The organism is Sphingorhabdus sp. (assembly GCF_035329025.1).
Classification (GTDB): domain Bacteria; phylum Pseudomonadota; class Alphaproteobacteria; order Sphingomonadales; family Sphingomonadaceae; genus Sphingorhabdus_B.
This window is the reverse complement of the sequence record NZ_DAOLHN010000022.1, coordinates 21,127-44,406: the sequence shown is the minus strand read 5'-3', so window position 1 is coordinate 44,406 and position 23,280 is coordinate 21,127. Positions and strand designations below refer to the sequence as shown.

The 23,280-nt window shown below is 56.1% G+C and carries 19 protein-coding genes; 10 read left to right on the top strand and 9 right to left on the bottom strand.

The features are described 5' to 3' along the window. Window positions 1-47: 47 nt before the first annotated feature. From PKC81_RS07995 to PKC81_RS07985, 3 genes are all read left to right on the top strand, one after another. On the top strand, window positions 48-626 hold the full coding sequence (locus tag PKC81_RS07995; protein ID WP_324334866.1) for a hypothetical protein: 579 nt from the start codon (window positions 48-50) through the stop codon (window positions 624-626). After that, on the top strand, window positions 586-1,854 hold the full coding sequence (locus tag PKC81_RS07990; RefSeq protein ID WP_324334864.1) for a hypothetical protein: 1,269 nt from the start codon (window positions 586-588) through the stop codon (window positions 1,852-1,854). The genes PKC81_RS07995 and PKC81_RS07990 overlap by 41 nt, the downstream gene beginning before the upstream one ends. A 189-nt stretch (window positions 1,855-2,043) precedes the next feature. Then, window positions 2,044-2,781, top strand: coding sequence for a DUF4189 domain-containing protein (locus PKC81_RS07985; protein WP_324334862.1), 738 nt, complete (start codon window positions 2,044-2,046; stop codon window positions 2,779-2,781). A 27-nt stretch (window positions 2,782-2,808) separates the two neighbouring features. Here the strand turns inward: PKC81_RS07985 and PKC81_RS07980 are convergent, their stop codons facing one another. Beyond that, the gene (locus tag PKC81_RS07980) at window positions 2,809-3,294 is read right to left on the bottom strand and encodes a DUF4189 domain-containing protein (protein ID WP_324334860.1); all 486 of its coding nucleotides are present in this window, start codon (window positions 3,292-3,294) and stop codon (window positions 2,809-2,811) included. A gap of 105 nt (window positions 3,295-3,399) precedes the next feature. Here PKC81_RS07980 and PKC81_RS07975 point away from each other — a divergent pair, with 105 nt between their 5' ends. After that, entirely contained in the window at window positions 3,400-3,933 is a 534-nt protein-coding gene (locus PKC81_RS07975) for an ankyrin repeat domain-containing protein (RefSeq protein ID WP_324334858.1), read from the top strand. Window positions 3,934-3,948: 15 nt separating this feature from the next. On the opposite strand, the gene PKC81_RS07970 is transcribed toward PKC81_RS07975, so the two are convergent. Further along, complete coding sequence (locus PKC81_RS07970) at window positions 3,949-4,782, bottom strand: DUF4189 domain-containing protein (RefSeq protein WP_324334856.1); 834 nt, start codon at window positions 4,780-4,782, stop codon at window positions 3,949-3,951. A 235-nt stretch (window positions 4,783-5,017) separates the two neighbouring features. Here PKC81_RS07970 and PKC81_RS07965 point away from each other — a divergent pair, with 235 nt between their 5' ends. From PKC81_RS07965 to PKC81_RS07950, 4 genes are all read left to right on the top strand, one after another. After that, entirely contained in the window at window positions 5,018-5,830 is an 813-nt protein-coding gene (locus tag PKC81_RS07965) for a hypothetical protein (protein WP_324334854.1), read from the top strand. Between the two features lie 85 nt (window positions 5,831-5,915). Then, the gene (locus PKC81_RS07960; protein WP_324334852.1) at window positions 5,916-6,689 is read left to right on the top strand and encodes a hypothetical protein; all 774 of its coding nucleotides are present in this window, start codon (window positions 5,916-5,918) and stop codon (window positions 6,687-6,689) included. A gap of 52 nt (window positions 6,690-6,741) precedes the next feature. Further along, window positions 6,742-7,242, top strand: a complete 501-nt coding sequence (locus PKC81_RS07955) for a hypothetical protein (protein ID WP_324334850.1) — start codon at window positions 6,742-6,744, stop codon at window positions 7,240-7,242. A 61-nt stretch (window positions 7,243-7,303) separates the two neighbouring features. Next, the gene (locus tag PKC81_RS07950) at window positions 7,304-8,977 is read left to right on the top strand and encodes an ATP-binding protein (RefSeq protein ID WP_324334848.1); all 1,674 of its coding nucleotides are present in this window, start codon (window positions 7,304-7,306) and stop codon (window positions 8,975-8,977) included. On the opposite strand, the gene PKC81_RS07945 is transcribed toward PKC81_RS07950, so the two are convergent. Continuing rightward, window positions 8,943-9,620 carry a response regulator transcription factor gene (locus PKC81_RS07945; protein ID WP_324334845.1) on the bottom strand — a complete coding sequence of 226 codons (678 nt, stop codon included), beginning with the start codon at window positions 9,618-9,620 and terminating at the stop codon, window positions 8,943-8,945. The two genes, PKC81_RS07950 and PKC81_RS07945, sit on opposite strands and share 35 nt — an antisense overlap. A gap of 172 nt (window positions 9,621-9,792) precedes the next feature. Between PKC81_RS07945 and PKC81_RS07940 the strand changes: the two genes are divergently transcribed. Continuing rightward, the gene (locus PKC81_RS07940) at window positions 9,793-10,491 is read left to right on the top strand and encodes a hypothetical protein (protein ID WP_324334844.1); all 699 of its coding nucleotides are present in this window, start codon (window positions 9,793-9,795) and stop codon (window positions 10,489-10,491) included. A gap of 130 nt (window positions 10,492-10,621) precedes the next feature. Here the strand turns inward: PKC81_RS07940 and PKC81_RS07935 are convergent, their stop codons facing one another. The 6 genes from PKC81_RS07935 to PKC81_RS07910 form a co-directional block, all read right to left on the bottom strand. Beyond that, a complete protein-coding gene (locus tag PKC81_RS07935) occupies window positions 10,622-11,683 on the bottom strand; it encodes a hypothetical protein (protein WP_324334842.1) in 1,062 nt (353 codons plus the stop codon). A 199-nt stretch (window positions 11,684-11,882) separates the two neighbouring features. Beyond that, window positions 11,883-12,407, bottom strand: a complete 525-nt coding sequence (locus tag PKC81_RS07930; protein WP_324334841.1) for a hypothetical protein — start codon at window positions 12,405-12,407, stop codon at window positions 11,883-11,885. A gap of 13 nt (window positions 12,408-12,420) precedes the next feature. After that, complete coding sequence (locus PKC81_RS07925; RefSeq protein WP_324334839.1) at window positions 12,421-12,846, bottom strand: DoxX family protein; 426 nt, start codon at window positions 12,844-12,846, stop codon at window positions 12,421-12,423. Between the two features lie 9 nt (window positions 12,847-12,855). Beyond that, entirely contained in the window at window positions 12,856-13,536 is a 681-nt protein-coding gene (locus tag PKC81_RS07920) for a hypothetical protein (RefSeq protein ID WP_324334837.1), read from the bottom strand. Between the two features lie 156 nt (window positions 13,537-13,692). Next, window positions 13,693-14,274: a hypothetical protein gene (locus tag PKC81_RS07915; protein WP_324334835.1), complete on the bottom strand. Its 582-nt coding sequence runs from the start codon at window positions 14,272-14,274 to the stop codon at window positions 13,693-13,695. Between the two features lie 106 nt (window positions 14,275-14,380). Beyond that, window positions 14,381-15,415, bottom strand: a complete 1,035-nt coding sequence (locus PKC81_RS07910) for a DUF1176 domain-containing protein (RefSeq protein ID WP_324334833.1) — start codon at window positions 15,413-15,415, stop codon at window positions 14,381-14,383. A gap of 254 nt (window positions 15,416-15,669) precedes the next feature. On the opposite strand from PKC81_RS07910, the gene PKC81_RS07905 reads away from it, so the two are divergent. Next, on the top strand, window positions 15,670-23,265 hold the full coding sequence (locus tag PKC81_RS07905) for a putative Ig domain-containing protein (RefSeq protein ID WP_324334831.1): 7,596 nt from the start codon (window positions 15,670-15,672) through the stop codon (window positions 23,263-23,265). The last annotated feature ends 15 nt before the right edge of the window (window positions 23,266-23,280 follow it).

Genomic DNA, 23,280 nt, shown 5'->3' with positions numbered 1-23,280 from the left:
CAAATCGACCGAAGCCGCGACCGAGTTTGATTGAGTAACGAACGCACATGAACATGGCATTTGTAAAGCACCGGACCAGAATGGTCAGCATCGCTTTTGGATTGATATCTCTTGGGCTGTATCCAGTTGCTGCCCAATCGCCACTGCAGCGCCAACTGGCGGGTGCCATGGAGAGCAAGGAGGATGGGGTAACCAAATCAGGTAGGCCCAAGCCGCCACAATGGTATGCGAAAAAGAATGGAAAGCTATCGGGCAAGGGCTGTACCATCACATTTGCTGACGGCGATTCCGCGATGGGGTATTTGGGGCCTTCGGATGACTGGAAAGAGTCGTTTTTCCTGGTCAGTGGACCGGATGTGCCCGTTCCAGCAAAAGCCAAAAGCGTGAAGGTGACACTTTCTACAGACGGCGAGCCGGACCGCACAGTGACCGCGACGCAAATTGGCATAGATGGCGAACAGAATGGCCTCGTCATTTTCCTGCTACCTTCAATCGATGCGGCGCTGGATGTGATGCAAAACGAAGAGGGCGTCCGCGTCAGCATGGCCGGAAGTCAGATATTCGCATCGGCTTGGACGAAAGGGCATGAAGCGCGGGACAAGATGCGCGCCTGCCTTGCGGGTTAATAACGAGCCGAAACACGAGATGAGGAAACCAGCGTTGAGCATCTTGGAAATATCAAATCCATTCGTTGCCGCAGCCGTCACTTGTGGAATTTTGGGAAGTGCCGTTTCCGCCGACGCAGCCCATTGGGTGATGATTGCGCGAGAAGGCGAAAAGCCGCAACGCAGCGTGCACTATCTGGCGCTAGACGAAGTCAAATCGACACTGGATCTTGAGATTTTTGACCAGTCCAAAGCGCTGGCTATGAAGGCGCCGGACATGGCGAAGTATATGGAGGATAGCCAGGTCCATACGGCTTTTGTCGTGCAGGTCATGGAGGGCATGTCGGACCCGGATACCATCCAGTACACCGTGGACATCCGGTGCAATCCGAAACAATTCCGTATCACCAGTGCATACGCCCTGTACCGAAACAATGAATCGGAAAAAATGAACTCGCCCGAATGGGCTCCGATACCTGACAACTGGGTCAACCGCGCCTATCTGGTGGCCTGCAAGATGCAGGATAAAGTCGCGCCTGCGATTCAGAAATTCTACGATGCGTCTAAGAAAATCCAGAAAAACCCCAACGCCACGATGGAAGACAAAGCGGCCGCCATGCAACCGCTGGCTGACCTGGGAATGATCTACGCGACCGAGATTCCCCTGATCAGCTACATCCGTCTATCCGACTACTCATGGTCGCATCTGTGGCCTGAGGGAAAGCGGCCACCTTACACAACAACAAAAAGTCGCGAAGAAATCGAGAAGGACCGCGCCGAACTTGAAGCGCGTATGGCTGCATTGTCGAGCAAGGCCGGTCAGGTCGAGCAGCAGATTGCGGGCATGGAGGCCGAACGGCTGTTTATGGAAAAGACCGCAGCCAATTTTCGCAAGAAGAATGATGCGCAACGGGAAAGATTCTACAGCATGCAGGGCTGGACCGAGAAGGAAATCGTGGATTTCTGGGGTGCTCCCAATGGCATCAGTGAACTGGCCGGCACCAAATCGTTGCGGTATATTTCTCGCGTCGATACGCGACAGGTCGTGGTCGACAATATCCCGGTCTACGACGGCAGGGGCGGTGTGGTCGGCATGAACCAGGCCGAAAGGGTTGAGGGCGAACTCAGCGAGTGCGACCTGACCTTATTTCTTGAGCAAGGCGGATCGAAGCCCGGCCATCGATTGGTCGATTACAAATTGAATGGGACCAACTGCCGTGTGGACACCTTAGGTCGGCTGGTTCGCTGACCAGTGTGGCACACTTCTTTCAAATGGGTACTCCATACAGCGATTGCCTTCTGGGTTTTCGCTTGGGCCGGAGAGGCCCAAGCCGCATTTCCATGCACTTGGGCTCCAGGTGAAGTGCAGGTCGGTGATGACAGGGGCACGCCACTTTGTGAGCAGAGGGGAGATCCAAATGCGCCTCCACCGCCCCAAATGGCTTGGGTCGATAATCATTTTGCAATTGCGGCGCATCCGGATGCAGCCGATATGTGGGTTGCAATTGGCTATCCCAATGGAGCTTCAGCACAGCAAGCAGCTGTTGCAGCATGCAACCAAGATATGGGCACCGGATGCCAGTTCATGATCACATCCTATAACAGCTCTTATTCGATTGGTATTGGCGCAACGGGTCGCGTTTACACCAATTGGGATTCCACAGCCGCCAAGGCGAAAAAACGCATGCTGGCAGAATGCCGAAAAATTGGAGATATGTGTGTAGAAACGAGCCATGGCACAGCCAGTCCCGGGCGTAAGATCGCTGGCTCGGCATCTAACCACAACCGGGAAATCTGGCGCCCCACAGGCAATTTTCGCCACCAATTTGCTTCAGCGGCATGGGTTGAACCCAATGATCAAGGTGGCTCAAACGACGTCTGGATCGCCACCGGCTATCGCAGTGCGCAGGAGGCGGAGAACGCCGCCCTCCAAAGCTGCATGCATGATAGCGGTCATTCATGCGTCGCAGCACGCACCGTCGCCAGTGTATTTCTATATATTGCACAAACCAAAGATGGCGAAATCCGCTTGGGTTCCAGCCCGACCGAAAAGATGGCGCAGAGCATAATGCGGGCGAATTGCGGCAAGTCCGCCCAGTGCAAACTTGTTGCGCTATACAACCCTTGGAAGAGTGGCTTAATCCGCTTTCGGCCGACACCGAATGTCCGCAATTAAGCTGTCGGCAAATATTTACTTGGACGGCTAAAAATACTCGCCGCGCCCATCAAAAATCGCGACTACTTTACAACGCGATCCGTCCTCGACGCACTTTTCAATCAGGCCATTTTCCGCATCTTCTTTGGCCGGACTGCTTCGCACCCTAAGCTTGCCATTTTGGTCACGACCCACCGCGATCACCCCATTCGTGGTTGAAACCGCAATCTCGCAGTTACGCCAAGATGTTTTGGCACGGCATTTCTCCATGGCTTGCTCAATCGCCATTTGTTCATCGAAATATTTGCCTACCCCATCAAACTGGTCACCTTCGTCGCTGTCTGCCCAAACAACCGCTGCGGCGAAATCCTGCCATTGCGGCGGCGTTGGCGGTACACTCGACTGCGGCGGAGGCGATAGTTCATCACAATAGGGTATGCCGTCACCATGGTCAGGCCCTGAACCTATGCGGCATTGCGCATGGGCACCGGCAGCTGCCAAGAATGTCGACAAAAAGAGAAGGATTATACGCATTGTCGCGTAGTTTCTAAAACCTACGCCGCCCAGAACAATTGTCAAAAATGTACCGGTGTACGGAGAATGTCGTCATCTGATGCGTAGTGATATTACTATTAACTGATGAGGCCAAATATCCATCTGCTGTCCCTTTTGCTCGCCACTGTTGCGCTTGCTGCACCACATAGCGCCGCAAGCGGCTGCGTTTACACGCGTCCCTTGCCGGAAGAGGTGCACATCATCATTCGCAAGCAGGGCGCGAGTTCCCTGAAACGATGGCTGGCCTCGGAATATGAGATGCTCGACGCGATTGATCCCGAAAGCGGTCGCACCCCGTTGATGACGGCTCTGATTGCAGAAAGACCAAAGCATTTTCGGGTTTTGTTGGCAGCAGGAGCGAAACTTGATCTGACCGATGCTGTCGGCAACAGCGCGCTGCATGTCGCTGCCCAGATCAATGAGCCTTGGCATGTGCTTGCCCTTCTGAAGGCCGGAGCCGATCCATCGTTGCGCAATGCACAAGGCCAGACATTCCAGCGCTATCTGTACATGACTCCGGAAAAGCTGCTGAACGCGAAAACCCGGAAAGGTATCGAGGAAGTCAAGAAATGGCTGACATTGAACAGCCTAGAGGTTGAAACATCTCCGGCGCGATAGTGCAAAATATATCAACTAGCGCGAAGGAGGTGCTGCCGGAGCGGGCGCCGCAAGATTGATAGCCTGCCAGACGGGTTCGCTGGCACTGAACGTACCAAAAGTGATGCAGTTGGCCGCCATCAATTTACATCTTGCTTCCACCGCCGCTTCAAGGCGCGCATCGTCAATATCTGATTCTATCATGGGCGTGCCAGGCTCGTTGAGAGCGGTGTAGACTGCGATGCGCACATTGCGGACACCTGCCTTTGCGGTGCATTCCCGCTTTTCTTCGCGGGTACATAATAAGAGTGCTTTCCTGATGGCCTCTTCCTGGCTTGGCTGTTGCGCGACAGGCCAAACACGTCTCACATCGCCAGGATAAGCATTGCTTCGATAGGCAAATGTGGCCCATTGGTCGGGTAAGCGTGCTGAAATCTGCATATCCTTGACCTGCGGTGATCCCTGCATCAGATCCAGATACTGAATGGTGCATCGAGCTCCTGAGCCTTCCGAGCGGCAGCGATTGATAGCAATGTCAGCAGCCTCTACCCTGGTGCGTCCCGACTGGACAATCCTGCCGCCATCGTCGGCAATGCCAACAACAATAAAGCCGTTCCTTGAATGTGCTGCGATAGTGCAATCCTTGCCGATCCGCTCGTTGCAGAATTTCAGGGCAGCTGATTCTGCTGTTTCCTTTGATGGATAGCCTGAACTCCATATCAGGTTGCGATATCCCTCGGCCCAGGCAACGGCTGCGAACGAATCCTGCCCTGTACTTTGACGCGTAGCGGCTTCTGCACCAATTGGTGCAACCGAAATCAACAGGACGCCAATCTTTAACGCGTGTGAAAACGGGCTGGATCGTGACACAAATAAAACAACCTATCCATATGATGACCATCGAGTGCGTAGGCGGAACCAACTCGACGATCTACAATTTCGGGATACCGGTGCAGCGCCGCTAATTGCGCCAGCAAACAGACCCGGCCTGCTTTTAGCCAATGCCGAAAATGTACCAGTGCGAATTTGCTTTTCTCAACGGCAAGCCAGACAGGCATAACAGACTGCAGTGGCCACAATCCTCTCCCTCGCCCTCCTTTCGGTCATGGCAGCGCCCCAGTTTGATGATCCGGCGCTGCGGGGGGCGCCCTTCGAGACGGAACATAGCTATATTCCGGAAGTGTATCTTGGCGAATGGGCCGAAAAGCTATCGGCCTGTGGAAAGCCGGTGCCTCCAGGCCACTCCGTCGTAATCGAAACCATGCGTTTCAATGGCGCACCGATCCGTTCGGTTTGGGCTTATAGCGATTATCCCGCCATCATTCTCGCGACGCCGAAAGGCGCAGAAGGCGGTCGGAGCGATCGTCTGCACCTCGATATTTCCCACGACGAGCTTTGGTTGAGGCTGCGCCGGGATGGCGGTGGCAAGACCAGTTTATTGAGACGTTGCCCCACATCTGCCGTCGTAAAGCGAGCGGGAACGGTGGAGCGCAAGCGTCTGAATGATTTTTGCGCGATACGCGACAGGGACGGTTTTATCGAAGCCTTCTTCTCGTCACCGGCCACGCGCTATTTTGCGCTTTCGAAGCAAATTTCCATCATTCGCGGAGACGCGCTGCCCAAGCGATGGCCGCGCCGCTATTACCGGTTGCCGCCGATAAAATTCGCACCGCATGCCGTCTATTATGAATATGGTACGGAGCGGAGTGTGCCGATAATTTTTGAGCCTGTTTCCGATGCTGACCGCGGCTTTCACATCGAATGGAAAGAAGATCCGAACGTCGTGGAGAATCGGATCAATAATGATGGATCTGATTACCGCTATACCGCCGGCATTCGCGGGCGCCTTTCGTTCGCTTGGTCAAATGGCTGCTGGAAACTGGTGTCTGACGAAATCCGCTGGAGCGAGTGGCCGTGACGATGGATCGACAAGATTGGAGTTCGATATGAAGCCATTGCACAATCCGAAGGCTGGAAAAACAAGGGACAGGAAACTGGGGGTTGTGGTTGTACTGATTATTGCAGCGGGTAGTGCCCTTGGCGCCCTTGCAATCAGTCAGGATGATGCGAGCAATAGCGTATCCGGGCATAAAATGCAGACCGCATCGCGGACGGATTCAAGGTCCGAAACGCCGCCGCTGGTGCGCCCGTTGTCCGAACTCGACCCGAGCGAGCAACTGACCCGCGCCTATGTCGCCCTGTTCGACACAAGCCGGACCGAAGATGTCAAAAGCGGCGACTACAGCTATTCGGGCGGAAAGTTGCTGCAGATGGGTGGGGGACGGTGGATCCTGCTCGCGCCGGCCAATCATCTGGAGGCCTATCCGGTCAATCTGGGGGCGCTCGGTATATTTTATCTTGCCGAGAGCGAGGGCAAATTTGCGGTTAAGGGGCGGTGGCCCGATTTTGTCAGCGGTTCGATCATGGGAAATCCCCCCGAATGGGAAGTGCGGAACGATGTGTCCGATCATCCGGTTGTCGTTTCGACGGCCGGGGGAGTCTGGCAAGGCTATTCCTGCGCAAATATGGCGCTGATCGAACTCGGTTCCGAAGGCCCACGCCAAATTGCTGAATTCCCGTCGCAATATAATGACAGCGGCGCAAAAGGCGGTAACCAGCCAGTAACCGGAATTGAAGGCAGGCTGCAAAATCCTGTCAAAAATGTGCGTTTCGAGGTCGGTTATGAGGGCACGCGCTCTTTCACGCATCGCTATGTCCGAAGGCCCGATGGCAAATATGCGTTGGAAGAAAATGACGATTCGGTGCCGACATGCTGACCATCGGCGCGTTGCAACTCTGTGCTTTTGACAATCGTGGAAAGGCCGTAATATGATGATCTCCACAAAGGCCGTCAGTCTTGCGCTGCTGGCCAGCATTCCAATAGCCGCCAACGCCCAGTCGAAACCTGATTTTGGTTCACTTGCGATTTGCGCCAGTCTCGGCAAAATGCCGACGCGATATAAGGCAATAGAGTGCAACCAACGCAATCCATTGCGTCAGTGCAGTTTCACATTGTCGGCAGACAAGTTGCCGATCAAATATCTCGTCGATGATGGAATAGTGGTCAGTAAATGGATTGAATTCGGAAATCATGCCGCATTCGTTGGTCCATTCGGGCTGAAGCGGGGTGATAGCGACAATATCGCGATGGCAAAGGTTCGAAGAGCAACTGGACTAGCTTTCGAAAGATGGGCGGATGATCAGGATGCAGAAGGTACCTATTATCAGTCGACTGACATCAACTGCCGTAAAAATATCTACAATCTCCGTATATTTTTTCATAAAGGCAAACTGGAAACCCTCAGCGTTTCTTCGCTTCCCATGGTTTAAAATATTATTCCGGTGTATTCATGATCATTGTTCGCCCGGCTTCTGTAGATAGTAGGCATGAATGATATGGAATTTGGGCGCTCGACTTTTTTGTCGACAACCTCAAAAGCATCTCGACGAAGAACTGGCTGAAGCAGGACAAACCAAGGTTCGGCTTGCGGCTCTGTCGATCATCGCTGTCTATACCGCAATATTGGGCGTATTGCTGGCCGAGGACGAATTCATCGCGCCATGGGCGATAACAATCCTTGTTTATCATATTCTATATGCTCCAGCGGCGTTCGCCATTTTCCTGTGGGCGCGCCATATGCCGGGGCATTATCCGGTCCGGCGATTGCTCTCGATGGTTCTCGACTATGTTTCGCTGGGCTGCAGCATTGTTGTCGAACCTATGGTGATGATGCCTTTACATACCATAATCTTGTGGGTCACGCTGGGGAATGGCCTGCGTTTCGGGAAAACCTATTTGCGGATCGCAACTGGTTTTGCTGTCTGTACCGTTTTGATAGTGGGCTTCAGCATTCCGCAGGGTCAGAATGCGCCATATATGATGGTGATGCTGCTGCTCTCCGCGGTCGTGATTCCACATTATGCGTCTGCGCTGCTGGGACGCATAGAGCAAGCGCGGCGTGAGGCGGACGAAGCCAATCTCGCAAAATCGCGCTTTCTCGCACAGGCGAGCCATGACCTGAGGCAGCCGCTGCATGCGATCAACTTGTTCACAAACAGCCTGCAGAATACCGGCTTGAACAACCGGCAACGCCAAATCGTCGAACGGATAGACCGCGCGCTGCAATCGCTGGCCCGCCTGTTTCGGTCGCTGCTCGATCTTTCCACTCTCGACAGCGGAACAGTGGCACCAAAGCTCGAACCGGTATCGCTCGGTGAGTTGTTCCAGGAAATCGTGCTGCAAAATGTGCAGCTCGCCGAATGGGATAACAGCGAATTGCGCATGGTCGATACCCGCTATGTCGTGCTGACCGACCGCGTTCTGCTGTTGACGATGATCCAGAATCTGGTTTCCAACGCGCTGAAATTTTCTACGGGTCGCGGCGTGATCCTCGGCTGTCGGCGCCGGGGTTCATCAATCGCTGTAGAGGTCTGGGATCAGGGAAACGGCATAGAGGAAGAGTATTTCTCCCTGATTTTTGACGAGTTTTTCCAGATCAGGCAGCGTGGCGACCGAGACCGGCAGGGTGTAGGCTTGGGACTTTCAATTGTGGCCAGAATGGCTGCAATTCTGGGCTTGAAGGTAGATGTGGCCTCCCGAATTGGCAGGGGCTCCCGCTTTACTGTATCGGGCTTGCCGATTGTCCAGGATGCAAAAGTGACGGTCACCCTGGCGCCATCCGGAAATGACCGATCACCGCTGCGAGATTGGTCCGTCCTTCTGGTTGAAGATGACACCGATATACTTGAAGCGACCGCCGGGCTGCTGTCGTCATGGGGATGTCATGTGGTTGCCACCACCTCCATTCCCGCAACTATTGAAGGCTGCGACATGATTGTCACCGACTTTGATCTTGGTGGCGGCCAAACAGGGGAAGATTGCATAAAATCCGTCCGCAAGTTGCTGGGTGTCGATGTGCCGGCCATCATTATCACCGCGCATGATGACAACCGAATTACCGCAGAAATCGGTGATCCGAACGTTCTCGTTCTTAAAAAGCCTTTACGCCCCGCTGAACTGCGGTCGACGATCAGTTCCGTGCGTGCGAGACTCCATTCAGGCTGATCGCCCCTGCACTTTGTTGCAGGCAACCCAGGCTTTCGGCCTTTAACGCCAGTTCGGAACGGGAATGAACGTGAAGCGTTCGCAAAAGCAGCGAGATGTGATTGCGCACCGTAAATGGAGAAAGGCCCAGTTTACGGGCAATCTGCTTGTTCGATTCGCCGACGCTGATCAGCCTCAATATCTCCAGTTGGCGCTGCGTCAGGCACATTACATTTGCTGACGTCGGGACGGCATCGGTCAGAGAAACAATGCTGGGCTTTGCGACTACATATTGCCCGGCCCGCACCGCCATTACGGCGTCGACCATTTCACCTGCCGGGATCGATTTGACGATAAATGCGTCCGCACCTTCATCCATAATCCGGTTAATTGTACGGTCGTCGTCGAGCATCGATACAATAGCGATCGATGATTTTGGAAAACGCTGCCGAAGCCGGGGAAGCGTTTCTCGTGGTTCCATACCTGGAAACAAAAGGTCGAGCAAAAACAGATCCGGTTCGTCTCCCGACTCGGCGAGAGCCATCACTTCGTCCATAGTCCCCGCTTCGAGCAATCGCGCATCGGGTAGAGCCGCAGAAATCAATCGGCACATCCCGTCGCGGAATACCGGATGATCGTCGGCTATAATGATGAGTTCAGACATTTCAATTCACATAAGAGCATGAAAAATACCAATAATGCAAGCAACCGATGCAGGGCGCGGTTCAGGAACCAACCGATGCACCAGTATTAAAAACATATTTCGTTAGTTACAGTTCACCCTCTAACCTGAACGGAAGACAAACAGATACCAAATAATTGCGAGGAGTTTTCCATTGGCGCGGAGGTTGCATGCGAAATCGGCCTGGAACAAGCTGGCACCGCTTGGGGCACTTTCGCTCTTGGCCTTGGGGTGCAGTGGTGAAGCAGCAAGTGACAATGGCGTAATAGATGATTTGCGGGATAAGCCCGCTGCAAGTGCAGCAATTGTACCGAGGGTGCACGCGCAAGAAAACGCTGATACCGCGATAACCGAATCTGATCGACTTTCGCTGCAAACGGCCGATGCAGCGTGCAAAAGGGGCGACCCGAACGCCTTTTTCGACGCCTTTATCCAATCCAAGGCTGTGCAGAAGAAATATACTGCTCCTGCAATTGAATATGTTCTTCTGCGTCCGGATTTCACGGTCAATCGCTGGGAAGAGATCAAGGCAGCGGATTATGCAGATTTCCCGATGATGATGGTCGACTACTATCGAAAATCCACCCGACCGGTTCGCGCGGGAGATGACGAGCATGTGGTGATCGAGCTGAACCAAGGCCAGAATGAAGCCTTTGTCGTTGAATGGACACGCGTCATCTATGACGGGAAATCCGACGGGGGTGACGACCTTGGCACGGCCTTCACGCTAGACGGACAACCATATAGGAAAGGGGAGTCCGGCACAGACGGCAGTCTGTTTTTTGAGACTGCAAATGGATGCTGGCAACTTTCGACCGACACCCGCCATCATCGAAGTTACGCGGCAAAATGAACTTTACGGGCAGGTTGAAAGGGACAGTTTTACGCTACAATGGCCAGTCCCGCCGTTGATGGATAAGGCGAGTATGCCGCATCTTTTGAACAGCTTTGCTGCAACCAGGTTCGGATCGGTTTTGTGAAGTTCAAGGTGATTTCTGGCATCGAGGATCATCGTCTTTTACAAACTGCAGTCGCTCGAGGAATCGAAAACCGGCGGCTGTGTGTTGCGAGGCAGGGAATCTGAACGTCACGCCATAATGATGGCTTTCGATAAGTTTCACTTCCCAGCTGCCTGCTTCCCGTTCGCCAGGTTCGGCATATGGCGGGCCAATGCCCCGGCTGGGATAGTAGATGACCTCGGTCTTCCGCAGCAGGCTCATTGGATGTTCGTCGAAATTTGAAGGGTCGCCAGGGCGAAGCATCTCGTTCTGATAAAAACGACGTTCGATTGTTATGCGCGAACCTCCAGTGCCGATATGGAAATCGCCCGCGTCCCCCAAAGGCCGCCAGGGTCTAAGCAGCGTTTCCCCAGCCTCCAGGGCAAATCCTATCCCGGAGACGCAATGAAACAAAGGCCCCGTTTCTGGGCTGGACGGATAAATATCAGCCAGAAAATTGGACAGATCATAGGCCCGTTTCGCATCCTTATCGTCGAGGTCGCGATTGAAGAGCGCGGAAAGCGGCAGGCATTCGGGGCTTTTTGCCGATGCAGGCTTGATGCGCGAAAGGAGACGGCGGTCGTTGGCGGATCCATCGAAACTGGCTGCGCCTATGATCAAGGCGTCTTCTGACTGTTCGTCCGGTGCCAAAATGTATCGCACATCCTCGTCGCGCAAACCTTGTGGTGCGTATCGGACCGTTTGTCCGGCGTCGGGTGTTTTTCCCTTAAACCGCTTTGGCGACAATTTTGCCGGACCTGCATTGCGCCACTCCGGCGCTGGTCGGTTGAAAACCGTGTCCAGTAGGCTGGCGGGCAGATAGTCGGGCGAGTTACCGGACTTGATGGCAATCAATTCGCGGTCGTTAATGATGCGAGTGATATCGCCGACGATATGCAGTGCCTCATCCTTGCCCACATCGATCACGAAGCGATCGGTGCACAGCTGGAACGGTCCATAGGCCGAATAACTTGGCGGTTCAGCGCGCGGCAGGGTGGCTGATGCAGGTTGCGGCAAAAGCATCGTGCTTATCGCGCCGGCGGCCAACAGTTGCTTTGCCTTGTCTGTGCCTTGCATCCTGCCCCGCCCCACACGTCATGATATGGTCAATGCTACTTCATAGCATCGCCTGGCGACAATGGCTGTCGCCGCGGCGCACCGGTGCACTGCGGCTTACAGCGCTAAACCGCTTCCCATCAGGCCGGGTACCCTGACCATACTCAAATTCAAGATTGGCTCCCAGCTGCTACTGCGCGACTGACCGCGAAGCTGGGCTGACCAGGCCCTGACCGGCGACAAAGCGCAGGTCGCACCGGTCTGTCACGCCCGGCAACACTCTCTCGATGACATCGAAATCGGAATTGTCGCCAACGATGGCAGGATTATCGAGCGGTTGGAGCATGGCATCGACCCCCATTACTCCGGTCTTCACCATCTTGCCGTCGGCAAGGTCAGGCTGCGATGGGTGAATGGCGTAGATGCGGGGTTCATGACTGCGCCGATATACCGTCTTGTCCGGTCTGGTCAGGACAAGCATTCCAGCACTGTCGGCGTCGGCGGGCTCGGACATCGAATCGAAGAATATCCAGTTGCCGCGTGGTCCGCGGATGAGGAGGAACAGACTGTACTGGCCTGCGCCATTTACCTCGGCCGCCTCACCTTCGGATAACAGGACGGTGGAATATTTGCCGCATACGCGCGTCGGCGATGCAGCCAGAACACTCGTTTCGAGCAGACCGATCAAGATCATTACTATCGATGCAAATCGCATGCGCGCGGCCTCCTTATTTGCTTTTGGACGAAGAATCTCTGTCAGCCGCGGCGACAACAAGAAGCAGGACGATCAGGGCAACGCTATACTCGCTGCCTCCGGTTCCATGCTCGCCGACGAACCATCCAATATGTGCATGGATCAACACAATCCCGCCAAAAGCAATCGACAACAGTGGGATAACAGCGATGCGGACGAAACGACCGAAAATTAGCAAAAGACCGCACAGGATTTCGCTGACCGTGATAACCCAAACAATGGCCACACCGTCAGGAAACCCGACCGCTTCCATGAATTTTCCAAATTGGGGGATCGTGCCAAGCACAATGCGCGCAACGGCATGCGCCATGAAGAACAGTGCAGACGCAACCCGCGCCAGAATAATCGTCTGGCGCAGGCTTAAAAACGGAAATCGTTCGAGGAGCGATCTTGCAGCCATCTTCTTCCCTTACTTGTTTGCGACAGCCAATGTGGCGTTTGGTCGCGCAACCGAGAGCGCGAGTGCTGCGACCGCCAGCGCCCCCCAGCCCAGTGTCATGCCCTTCAGCACCCAGTCATGATGAATAAACACGCCCGCTGCCGACCATAAGCCGCCACCGATAGCCACCGCGCCGGCCAGTTTCCGCCATCCCGGTATTTTCAAATGCAGCCACCCTGCCAGCACCGTGACAAGTCCCAACAATGCAAATTTGATCCTCGGTGCAAAATAGAGCAAATCGATATCCGTCTGGCGGCCAGGCAGGCTATCGAGAATGCGCAAAAGCATGAAATTTTCAAACTGGTCTGCGAGCGCAGCAGCAACGGCCAAAGCCATGGCAATATGTACAATAGCCCTGCTACTCGGGCCGATATCTTGTTTCAGGGCGAGCAGACCGACAATCAGGAATGCGGAGTAGATCCACACGAACAGCGCAATGTCTAGCCACAGCCCTTTGTGCTGGGCAACGCTATGCGCTGCACGACAATGTTCCTGGAACAACGCCTCTACATCCGCTGGTGAGCGAACCATCTCGAACACGAAAATGGGATCGCCACCACCGCACGCCTTCATTCCGTCGATAAATCCGAATCCAAGCATGATTGCGATGACGGCGCCCGCCAATAATGCTGTCCAACGCCAATAGGTCATTTTCCCTCCCCCAAGACAAAACGGTTGGGAAATCAGGCTATCTGGCTGAGCCCAAACGTTCCAGCTCTGCCATGTACCGGTGCAAACCGGGATCAACGCCCGAGTGGCTCTCTGTTCAGCTCCAATCGGTTTGCGTTTTGCAAAGAATATGGGTGGTCAAGGTTTTGGCTCCGGGATCTCGCAAGATTCCGCATCATGAACCAACATCATATGGCGGATTTTCCAATCCACCCCAATCTTTACCAGCATCAGATGTTCGATCAGGCAGTCATTGACAGGTGCGCCGCCGACTGTCTCCGTCCACAGCGGTTGGCGGACAAACGCGGATGACCCATCGATGATCACTGTCGGGTTTCCTTGAACCAACCTTTCCTGCTGCTCGGTCGATGGCTCGGAATCGGGCCGCGTAAACAGGAAAAGCTGTTCAGGCCAGGGGCCGCTTCGGACCCATTTTCCTGGTTCACCGTCGTCTCCTGTTCGCTCTTCGATTTCGGCAACTGCTCCGCCCTCGTCCACAAAAAGTTCGGCAGTGGTTCCGTCCTTGCAGATTATGGCAGCGTTGAAGCGCCGGACGACGTCTCTTACCTTGGATACAGTGTCGGAACCACTTGCTGCCTCATATTGGCAATTACCATGCAGCTTGATGACACTCTCGTCCGTGACGGGTGACAATGGCGCAGCTGGCATTGCATGCTGGGCTAAGGCAATTGCCAAAAGCATCTGGACCGCGAGAATCATATATAGACAAATCCTTAAGGTAGCGACTTACGGACTATGAACAAACTTGCCGATCCTGCCCTGACCGCCAAGCCTGGCAGGGAACCGGTACATCGGGCCAATTACACTAACGATTGTCCGATACGACCGTCATCGCCCGCCAAACCGCAAGTTGACTGAAAATTTCGAGATCGCAGCTCGCCGTTCTCCGCTCTTCCACTATGCGAAATCGTTCACCATCCCAGCCATATTCGGTGCCGCTGCCGCAACCGGCTCTCCAAAAGCCAAAGCTCACCAGCCTGCGCCGCTCTGCATCCCAATAGCCGCCGACCAAATTTTCGCCCAAATTCCCGGCATCGGAATTGTCGCCCTCAATCGGGGCTATGCGATGCTTACCTTTCTCGTCGATCAGTAAAACACGCACGAAACTGTTGTAATTGCTGAGCGAGCATAGGGGTATCACCTGCGCGAGAGTGGTATTCTCGTCCAACCGATAATAGTCCACGCCGTCCGTCGTTTTGGCAAAAGGGGTGTGCTCGCCACAGCCGAAGGTTGCGCGCTCTTTTATGATTTGCGCCTTGCGCAACATGCGGGGTGGCTTTGCCGATGCATTTGCCAGCTTTATAACGGGAAGTTCGGGTGGCGGCGGAGTGGTAGTGGCAGGGGACGGGCCCTTTGCGTACGCTGCGCTTTCATTGCCGATCCGCTGCTGAACCGTATCGAAATAGACGAGGACGCCCATTAGCCCACGTGTCGATAGTGTCACCGATGGACCATTTTTCTTAATCAGCCTGACAGTATCGCCCTGCGCCATGTTCCTAAGCAGGGACATCGCGGCTTCGCCTTCAAAATCCAACTGGTCTCCATTGAAACCGGCCGGATCGGGCAGGCTATTCAGATAATCGAAACCGCCCCCGCCAATTTCCACCATGTCAGGCTGAAAGCTTTTTCCATCAGGTTCCGCCGCTCCAGAGAAAAAAGAAAGCTGCAACAGGCCGTCTGGACCAGCCAGGCGCACAATCCGCATGGGTTCAGAGGGATTTTGATGGGCCAGTGGATTGACCAAAAGCGCCTCGCAGCGCCAGCCATTGTCGCAAGCCGCTGCCCAGTCTCCGAAAGTCAGCGCATGGCCTGTCTGCCCTGATGAAGCAGTGGCCGGCAAAGCCAGACACAGCGTCGCAAACGCAATACTGGACGCGACCAATCGCAGCAAGGGTCTGAGCGGGCCGTTCCATATATGTGCGGGGCAGGCTTCCATCCGGAACGGTATAGCCAGTTGGACCGGCTAAAGGGTTCGCGCAAATATGTACCGGTGCATTTCGGCCCAATGCCACCCGCGCAGTTGCTGCTAACCGCGTTACAGAATGTGACAATTGTGTCTGGCCGACAACAGGGCAGGCAAAAACGGGGGCAGTTATGGGTAAGGCTTTGGTGCGGTCATGGACGAAGCTGTTTGCGACAGTGTTCGTGCTGATGCTGGCGCAGATTGCCCTGCTGCCTGAGGCGCAGGCCGCCCATACGTCGACTACCTGCACAGCCAAGTCTGCCACGGTTGCAACTGGTGGGCTGGTGACCATAAATGTCGATGATTGTGACCCGTTCAGTTTTGGGGGGATTGGCACGGTTGATGGCCCGCTTTTCCCGACACATGGGACAGCGATACTCCGGTATCAAGGTGATCAATGGGTTGTCGACTATACACACAATGGCAATAGTGCGACCAGTGATGCTTTCGAATTCACCGACGCGTCGGGTAACGATACTGCTATAAGTATTGTACGGGTTACGATTACAATCACACCCCCGACTTCCCCGATTACAGTCTCACCGGCTACATTACCGACTTTGGTGGCTGGCACGTCGTTTTCGCAAACTCTGACATCAACCGGTGGTAATGCGCCTTACACCTATACATTGCAAAGTGGTGCGCTTCCGGTGGGCACCACTCTATCCAGCGGCGGGGTACTCAGTGGAGCGCCGACCCAGCGGGGTGGCTATAGCTTCAGCGTGCGCTCGACAGACAATATCGGACAGTTCACTGACAAGGCCTATGCGGGCACTGTCCAGCAGCCGACACTCACTTTGTCTCCATCGACATATAATGTGGTGCAAGGTGTGCCGACATCCTTTTCGCTTTCCACGACCGGTGGTGTTTCGCCATATAGTTACCAGACCGAGCCTTTTGTAGGTAATCCGCCAGCCCCGGGGCTCACTATGAGTGCTGCCGGTGTAATAAGCGGAACCCCAACAACGGCCGGGTCAACAACGCAGACAATCCGTGTAACAGATGCGAGTACCGGCCCGGGGCAACATTTCGAAGTCGAAACGCTGACCGTCAACGTTGTCGCAGCACCCACCGTTTCCATCGCCGTGTCGCCTGCTTCGGTCAGTGAGGACGGCGCTACCAATCTGACCTACACTGTCACGCGGAGCACTGCGCTTGCCACGCCGACGACGGTCAACATAACAACCGCAGGAACGGCGACGTCCGGTTCGGATTACACTGGTGGCGTTGCTACAGTCATCATTCCCGCCAATGCGACGACCGCCACCATCACAATCAACCCATCGGTTGATGGCGCTGTCGAGCCTGATGAAACCGTCACCCTGACCGTTGCTGCGGGAACCGGATATACCGTTGGTGCTCCTTCCAGTGCGACCGGGACAATCCTTAATGACGATGTGCCCGCGGCAACCATTGCCGTTTCGCCGACCTCTGTGGCCGAAGACGGTGCGCCGAACCTTATCTACACGGTCACGTTGAATCAGGCCAATCCGTCGAGTGCGACGTCGATCAACTACACGATCGGCGGTACTGCGACCAACGGCACCGACTATGCGACGATTGCCTCGCCGCTTGTCATTCCAGCGGGTAGTACGACCGGGACCATCACGGTCAACCCGACCGCAGATGCGACCATTGAGACGAACGAGACCGTGACCCTCACCCTCAATGCAGGCGCGGGATATACCGTTGGCGTTCCCAACTCGGCGACTGGCACGATCCTCAATGATGATCTGCCAAACCTTGCAATCAATGATGTCACGGCCAATGAAGGCAATGCTGGTACGACCAACTACACCTTCACCGCCAGCCTGTCGGCTCCCGCAGGCCCGGGTGGGGTGACCTTCGACATTGCGACTGCCAATGGCACCTCAACCGGCGGTGTCGATTATGTTACCAATGCGCTGACCGGACAGACCATCCCCACCGGCAGCAGCACCTATACCTTCACCGTCCAAGTAAATGGCGATGTTCTGAATGAACCAAGCGAGACATTCTTCGTCAACATCACCAATGTGGTCAATGCGGTGGTCGTCGACGGCCAGGGTGTCGGAACGATCGTCAACGATGATCCGCTACCTTCACTATCGATAAACGATGTGACCGTGACCGAAGGCAATGCCGGCACCATCAATGCAGTTTTCACAGTCAACCTGTCGGCTGCAAGTGGCCAGACGGTCTCGGTCAATTATGCAACAGCCAATGGAACGGCGACGCAGCCGGCGGACTATACCACTACAAGCGGAACGCTGACCTTCACTCCTGGCCAGACCAGTCGCACGATCACCGTACCCGTAATCGGCGAAGCCGTGCCGGAAGCGAACGAGACATTCTTCGTCAATCTCAGCGGCGCCACGAACGCTACGCTCTCCGACAATCAGGGACTGGGTACGATCAACAATGATGATGTGCCCGTAACGGTTTCGCCGGCGTCGCTGCCCAATGGAACGGCGGGGACAACTTACAGCCAGACGCTCACCGCATCAGCTGGGGTAGCGCCCTATAGCTTTGCCGTAACCGCAGGGGCTCTACCAACCGGACTGACCCTGACCGGCGGCGGCACGCTTTCGGGTACGCCGACAGCATCGGGCGTGTTCAACTTCACTGTAACGGCGACCGATTCCAGCCCCTTCCCCGGGCCATTCAGCGGTAACCAGGCTTATGCGTTGACCATCGCATCGCCCCCGATTCTAGCAAATGATGATACGGGCGCGGCAGCGGTCAACGGCTTTACAGGGGGCACGGCCTATGCCGATGTCCTCGCCAATAACGGCAATGGGACCGACACGCTTGGCGGCGTTCCCGCTACGCTCGCCACTGTAACGCTTAGCCAATTGGCGACGACTAACCCGAACGTTACACTCAATCCGGCGACCGGCGCGGTCCTTGTTGCACCGGCCACTCCGGCGGGCACCTATACGGTAGTGTACGAAATCTGTCAGACGCTTGATCCGGCCAATTGCGCTGCTGCCTCTGCCGAGGCTATTGTATCGGCAGCCGCCATTGCTGCGCTCGACGACGTCAATGCGCCCGACATCAGCACGGTGACGGGCGGCACAGCCTATGCCAATATTCTTGCCAATAATGGCAATGGCCCAGATACGCTGAACGGTGTTGCGGCGACCTTTGCCAATGTCGTTGTGACTTCGTCGACTTCATCCAATGCTGGCGTGACGCTTAACCCCGCAACCGGTCAGATCTCCGTTGCCGCTGGCACAGCGGTCGGCTCGCAGTCCGTCAATTATACGATTTGTGATCAGCTCAACCCGACCAATTGCGCATCGGCGGTGGCAACCCTGACGGTGATCGACATCCCGCCGGTAGCTGGTCCGGTGACTCTAACCGTGCCTTATGACGCTGCCGCTACCAATGTGACGCTCGCGATAACCGGCGGCGCACCGACCACCGTGAACGAAGTCACCCCTTCACTGCACGGCACTGTGATCGCCAGCGGCACAACCATCACCTATCAGCCCAATCCGGGCTATGCCGGACCCGACAGCTTTACCTACAGCGCAACCAATAGCGGTGGTACTTCCTCGGCTGCATTGGTGACGATTACGGTGCAGGATCCAGTGGTTACAATCACGGCCGCAGGCAGTCTGAACACCAGTGTTGCGACCCCGTATAGCCAGACCTTCACTTTCAATGGCGGTGCACAGCCCTGGTCGGGGTATCAGGTCACCAACCTGCCAGCCGGACTTTCCATTTCGGGCACCACCGCGAACAGCGTGACGGTTTCGGGCACACCGACAGCGGCTGGTGCGTTCAATCTCAATGTCTCTGCGACCGACAGCAGCAGCGGCAATGGCCCCTTCACCGTCGGTCAGGCGTTCACCCTTAACGTTGCTGGGCCCGGTCTGGCGCTGGTTCCCGGATCGGGTACGCTGAACGCGCCCTATGCAGCTGCCTTCAGCCAGGATTTCACCGCATCCGGAGGGACCGGGCCCTATAGCTATGCCCTGACGGGCTCGTTGCCCGCAGGCCTGAGCTTCAGCGGTTCGACGCTGTCTGGTACACCAACCGCACCCGGTAGCTACCCTGTCACCGTGACCGCCACCGATACCGGGTCGACTGGTGCGGGAGCGCCCTTCACCGTCGCGCAAAATTACACCATCAATGTACCTGCCCCGACGATTGTTTTGGCACCACTGTCGCTTGCCAACGGCACCGCGGCGATCCCCTATACACAGACAATAACGGCAACAGGTGCGGTGGCACCATTCACCTTTGCGGTGAGTAGTGGTTCGCTTCCTGCAGGACTTGCCCTGTCGAATACGGGTACCCTATCGGGTACGCCAACCGAGGTGGGCAGCTTCAACTTCACCATTGCGGCTGCTGACGCCAATGGGCAGTCGGGAAGCCGCGGTTACACCCTGAATATTGCGGCACCGGCGCTCGCATTGACCCCGGCTTCGGGTACATTCAATGTCGCCTATGATGGTAGCGCTTCGCAGGCTGTAACCGCGAGCGGGGGCAATGGCCCTTATAGCTATGCTGTGAGCGGTAGCCTTCCGAGCGGTATTACTCTCGATACAACGACAGGTGTGCTTTCGGGACGCACAATCGCTGTGGGCAACTATAATTTCACGGTCACCGCCACCGATACTGGCACAAGCGGTGTTGGCGCACCCTTTACAGTGGCGGGTAATTACACCTTCAGCGTAGCGCCCCCTGTCATTGCCCTCACCCCGGCAAGCCTGCCAGGGGCAATGGTCGCCAGCAGCTATACCGCATCGCTTTCCGCTTCTGGAGGCGCCGCACCCTATAGCTTTGCCGTGACAAGCGGCGCATTGCCTGCAGGTCTGACTCTGTCGTCAGCCGGCACCATTTCGGGAACACCAACTGCGGGTGGCAACTTCACCTTCACTGTTACAGCAAGTGATAACAGCCCCGCGCCCGGTCCGTTCAACGCTTCGCAAAGCTATAATCTGGCTGTGGCCGTTCCTGTCATAACTCTGCCGCCAACTGCGCTTTCGGGCGGCCAACGAGACATTCCTTATACGGCAAGCCTGAATCCGGCCAGCGGCGGTACGGCACCGTTCAGCTATACCGTTTCTGCAGGAGCCCTCCCCGCTGGCATCACGCTTTCAAATAGTGGCACAGTTTCCGGCACACCGACCGAATTTGGCAGCTTCGCATTCACTGTCACGGCAACCGACAGCAGCACAGGTAGCGGACCTTATAGTGCAAACCAGAACTATATCTTGTCGATTGTCGACCAGCCTCCTGTAGCTGGAGGCGTGTCCGTCAGCCTCGCTTATGGCGCGCCAGCATCACCTGTTGCACTCAACCTTTCAGGCGGTAATGCGCTCTCTGTCGCAATTGTCTCGGCGCCCGCAAACGGCACTGCAACGGTCAGCGGCACCAGCATAAGCTATCAGCCCAATGCAAGCTTCTCGGGCGCGGACAGCTTCACCTACACGGCAACCAATGGTGGCGGAACATCTGCCCCGGCAACGGTATCCATAACAGTCGGTGCTCCGGTTCTTACAGTAACGGCATCGGGGCCGCTCAGCGCGCAAGTTGGCGTGCCCTACAGCCAGACCTTCACATTTGCAGGCGGAACGGGGCCTTTCGGGTCGCACCAGGTCACTGGCCTGCCTGCCGGTCTGGCGCTCACAGCTACAACATCGAACAGTGTCACAATCTCGGGCACACCACGAGCGCAGGGCACGTTTACGCTTTCAGTGAGCGCCAGTGACAACAGCACAGGGAATGGACCGTTTACGGCCAGCCAGAATTTTGTGCTGGCGGTGGACGCGCCGATGCTTGTTCTGACACCTGCTACGGGCAACTTCACTGCAAGTTATGCTACGCCGTTCAGCCAGGCCTTCAATGCCAATGGCGGTATCGGTGGTTACACTTACACCCTTGGTGGCACCCTACCTGCGGGGCTTTCGCTCAACGCAGCAACCGGGATTGTGTCGGGTACACCGACGGTTGCAGGTTACTTTGCCTTCACAGTGACAGCCACCGATACCGGATCGACCGGTGCGGGCGCACCGTTCACGGTGCAGGGCAGCTACACGCTGGCGATTGCAGCGCCGACCATAGTGGTAACGCCGGCAAGCCTTCCCAATGCGACCGCAGGCACTGCCTATTCGGCAACGCTTGCCGGTGCGGGAGCGGTTGCGCCTTATGGCTTCACTCTGACAAGTGGAACGCTTCCCGCAGGAGTGACACTTTCGGGCACCGGACAGTTGTCAGGCACTCCGACTGCATCGGGCAGCTTCCCCTTCACGGTGGCGGTGCGCGATGCGAACGGCCAGACGGGTGCTGCCAGCCTCACGCTTGTCGTCAATATACCCAGCCTGACGATCACCCCGGCAACGCTGCCGGCTGCGACACAGGGTGTGGCCTATAACCAGACGGTATCGGTCAGCGGTGGTATTGCGCCCTACAGCTTTACCGTCAGCTCGGGCACCCTACCCGCAGGCCTTGCGCTCAATGCGACAAGCGGAGCGATCACTGGCACACCGACAGGCTCGGGGGTCGCCAATTTTGCGATTACCGTCACCGACAGCACGGCGGGTACGCAGGCCACGGCAACCATCACTTATGCCCTCGACATTGTCGCGCGTCCTGATCCGGCGACCGACCGCGAAGTGCGCGGGCTGGTGCAGGCGCAGGTGCAGGCGAGCCGTCGTTTTGCCGACGCGCAAGTCAACAACTTCATGCGCCGACTGGAGAGCCTGCATGGGCAATCAGGCAGCGGTGGCTTCCAAAATGGCCTGCGCATTTCTTCACGCGGCTATTGCGAGGATTCGCTGACCGCATGGACCAATGGTCTGTGCGCCAAGGGCGAGAGCAAGCTGGCCCCGGTCGCGGCGGCTGGCGGCGATGATGCCGGCGATGGCAGCGGCACAGGCGGCGGCAGCGCGCGCGGCGAGCTGCCCTGGACGATCTGGGCAGGCGGTACCATCCGCTTCGGCGATCGCGATCCGGCCACGGGCAGGCTCAGCCAAGAGTTTGAGAGCGAAGGCATCAGCTTTGGTGCCGACCGCCGGTTCAGCCCGTCATTCGCCGCAGGTATCGGCGTCGGCCTCGGCCGCGATACCGTGGACATTGGCGACAATGGCTCACGCAGCCGGGGTGAGGCCAAGACCATCGCCATTTACGGCAGCCACCAGTTGGGCAGCGGTATCTATGTCGACTGGCTTGGTGGCTATCAATGGCTTAATTTCGATCTGCGGCGCTATGTCACGACGACCGGTGCGCTGATCAACTCGAACCGCAGCGGACGCCAATGGTTTGTAACCGGTTCAGCCGGTGCCGACATTGAAACCGGAAACTGGATGATCACGCCCTATGTCCGGATCGACCTCACCCGCGGTCGCTTGAATGGCTATACCGAAAATAGCGGTACCTTGTTCGACTTGCGTTTCCTCGATCAGGATGTTGATTTCACATCGCTCGGCCTTGGTACAAAGCTGAACTACGAGCATCGCTTTAGCGGTGGTGCGCTGCTCCCTCGCCTGCGGCTCGAATATCTTTACGATGCCGAACGCAGCGGAAATGCGCTTGTGGCCTATCGCGATCTCGTATCGGGTCCATTCTCGAGCATCCCGCTCGCTGGCCTTGCTCGCGAACAGCTGATGTTGGGGTTGGGAACCGAACTCCAGTTGGGCGACGCTTTCTCGTTCGAAGTTGAATATCTCAACCGTGTCGCCTCAGGCTCGGGTTCCGACCAAGCCGTGCAAATGGGCGTCAGCGTCAAGTTCTGATGCGTTTTCGACAAG

What these genes read in the sequence shown, in the direction of transcription:
- PKC81_RS07985 (WP_324334862.1), top strand. Translation starts at nt 2,044, where the DNA reads ATGGCTTGGGTCGATAATCATTTTGCAATTGCGGCGCATCCGGATGCA.
- PKC81_RS07975 (WP_324334858.1), top strand. Translation starts at nt 3,400, where the DNA reads ATGAGGCCAAATATCCATCTGCTGTCCCTTTTGCTCGCCACTGTTGCG.
- PKC81_RS07925 (WP_324334839.1), bottom strand. Translation starts at nt 12,846, where the DNA reads ATGGCTGCAAGATCGCTCCTCGAACGATTTCCGTTTTTAAGCCTGCGC.
- PKC81_RS07920 (WP_324334837.1), bottom strand. Translation starts at nt 13,536, where the DNA reads ATGACCTATTGGCGTTGGACAGCATTATTGGCGGGCGCCGTCATCGCA.
- PKC81_RS07990 (WP_324334864.1), top strand. Translation starts at nt 586, where the DNA reads ATGAAGCGCGGGACAAGATGCGCGCCTGCCTTGCGGGTTAATAACGAG.
- PKC81_RS07965 (WP_324334854.1), top strand. Translation starts at nt 5,018, where the DNA reads ATGGCAGCGCCCCAGTTTGATGATCCGGCGCTGCGGGGGGCGCCCTTC.
- PKC81_RS07930 (WP_324334841.1), bottom strand. Translation starts at nt 12,407, where the DNA reads ATGCGATTTGCATCGATAGTAATGATCTTGATCGGTCTGCTCGAAACG.
- PKC81_RS07915 (WP_324334835.1), bottom strand. Translation starts at nt 14,274, where the DNA reads ATGATTCTCGCGGTCCAGATGCTTTTGGCAATTGCCTTAGCCCAGCAT.
- PKC81_RS07955 (WP_324334850.1), top strand. Translation starts at nt 6,742, where the DNA reads ATGATGATCTCCACAAAGGCCGTCAGTCTTGCGCTGCTGGCCAGCATT.
- PKC81_RS07950 (WP_324334848.1), top strand. Translation starts at nt 7,304, where the DNA reads ATGATATGGAATTTGGGCGCTCGACTTTTTTGTCGACAACCTCAAAAG.
- PKC81_RS07995 (WP_324334866.1), top strand. Translation starts at nt 48, where the DNA reads ATGAACATGGCATTTGTAAAGCACCGGACCAGAATGGTCAGCATCGCT.
- PKC81_RS07905 (WP_324334831.1), top strand. Translation starts at nt 15,670, where the DNA reads ATGGGTAAGGCTTTGGTGCGGTCATGGACGAAGCTGTTTGCGACAGTG.
- PKC81_RS07980 (WP_324334860.1), bottom strand. Translation starts at nt 3,294, where the DNA reads ATGCGTATAATCCTTCTCTTTTTGTCGACATTCTTGGCAGCTGCCGGT.
- PKC81_RS07945 (WP_324334845.1), bottom strand. Translation starts at nt 9,620, where the DNA reads ATGTCTGAACTCATCATTATAGCCGACGATCATCCGGTATTCCGCGAC.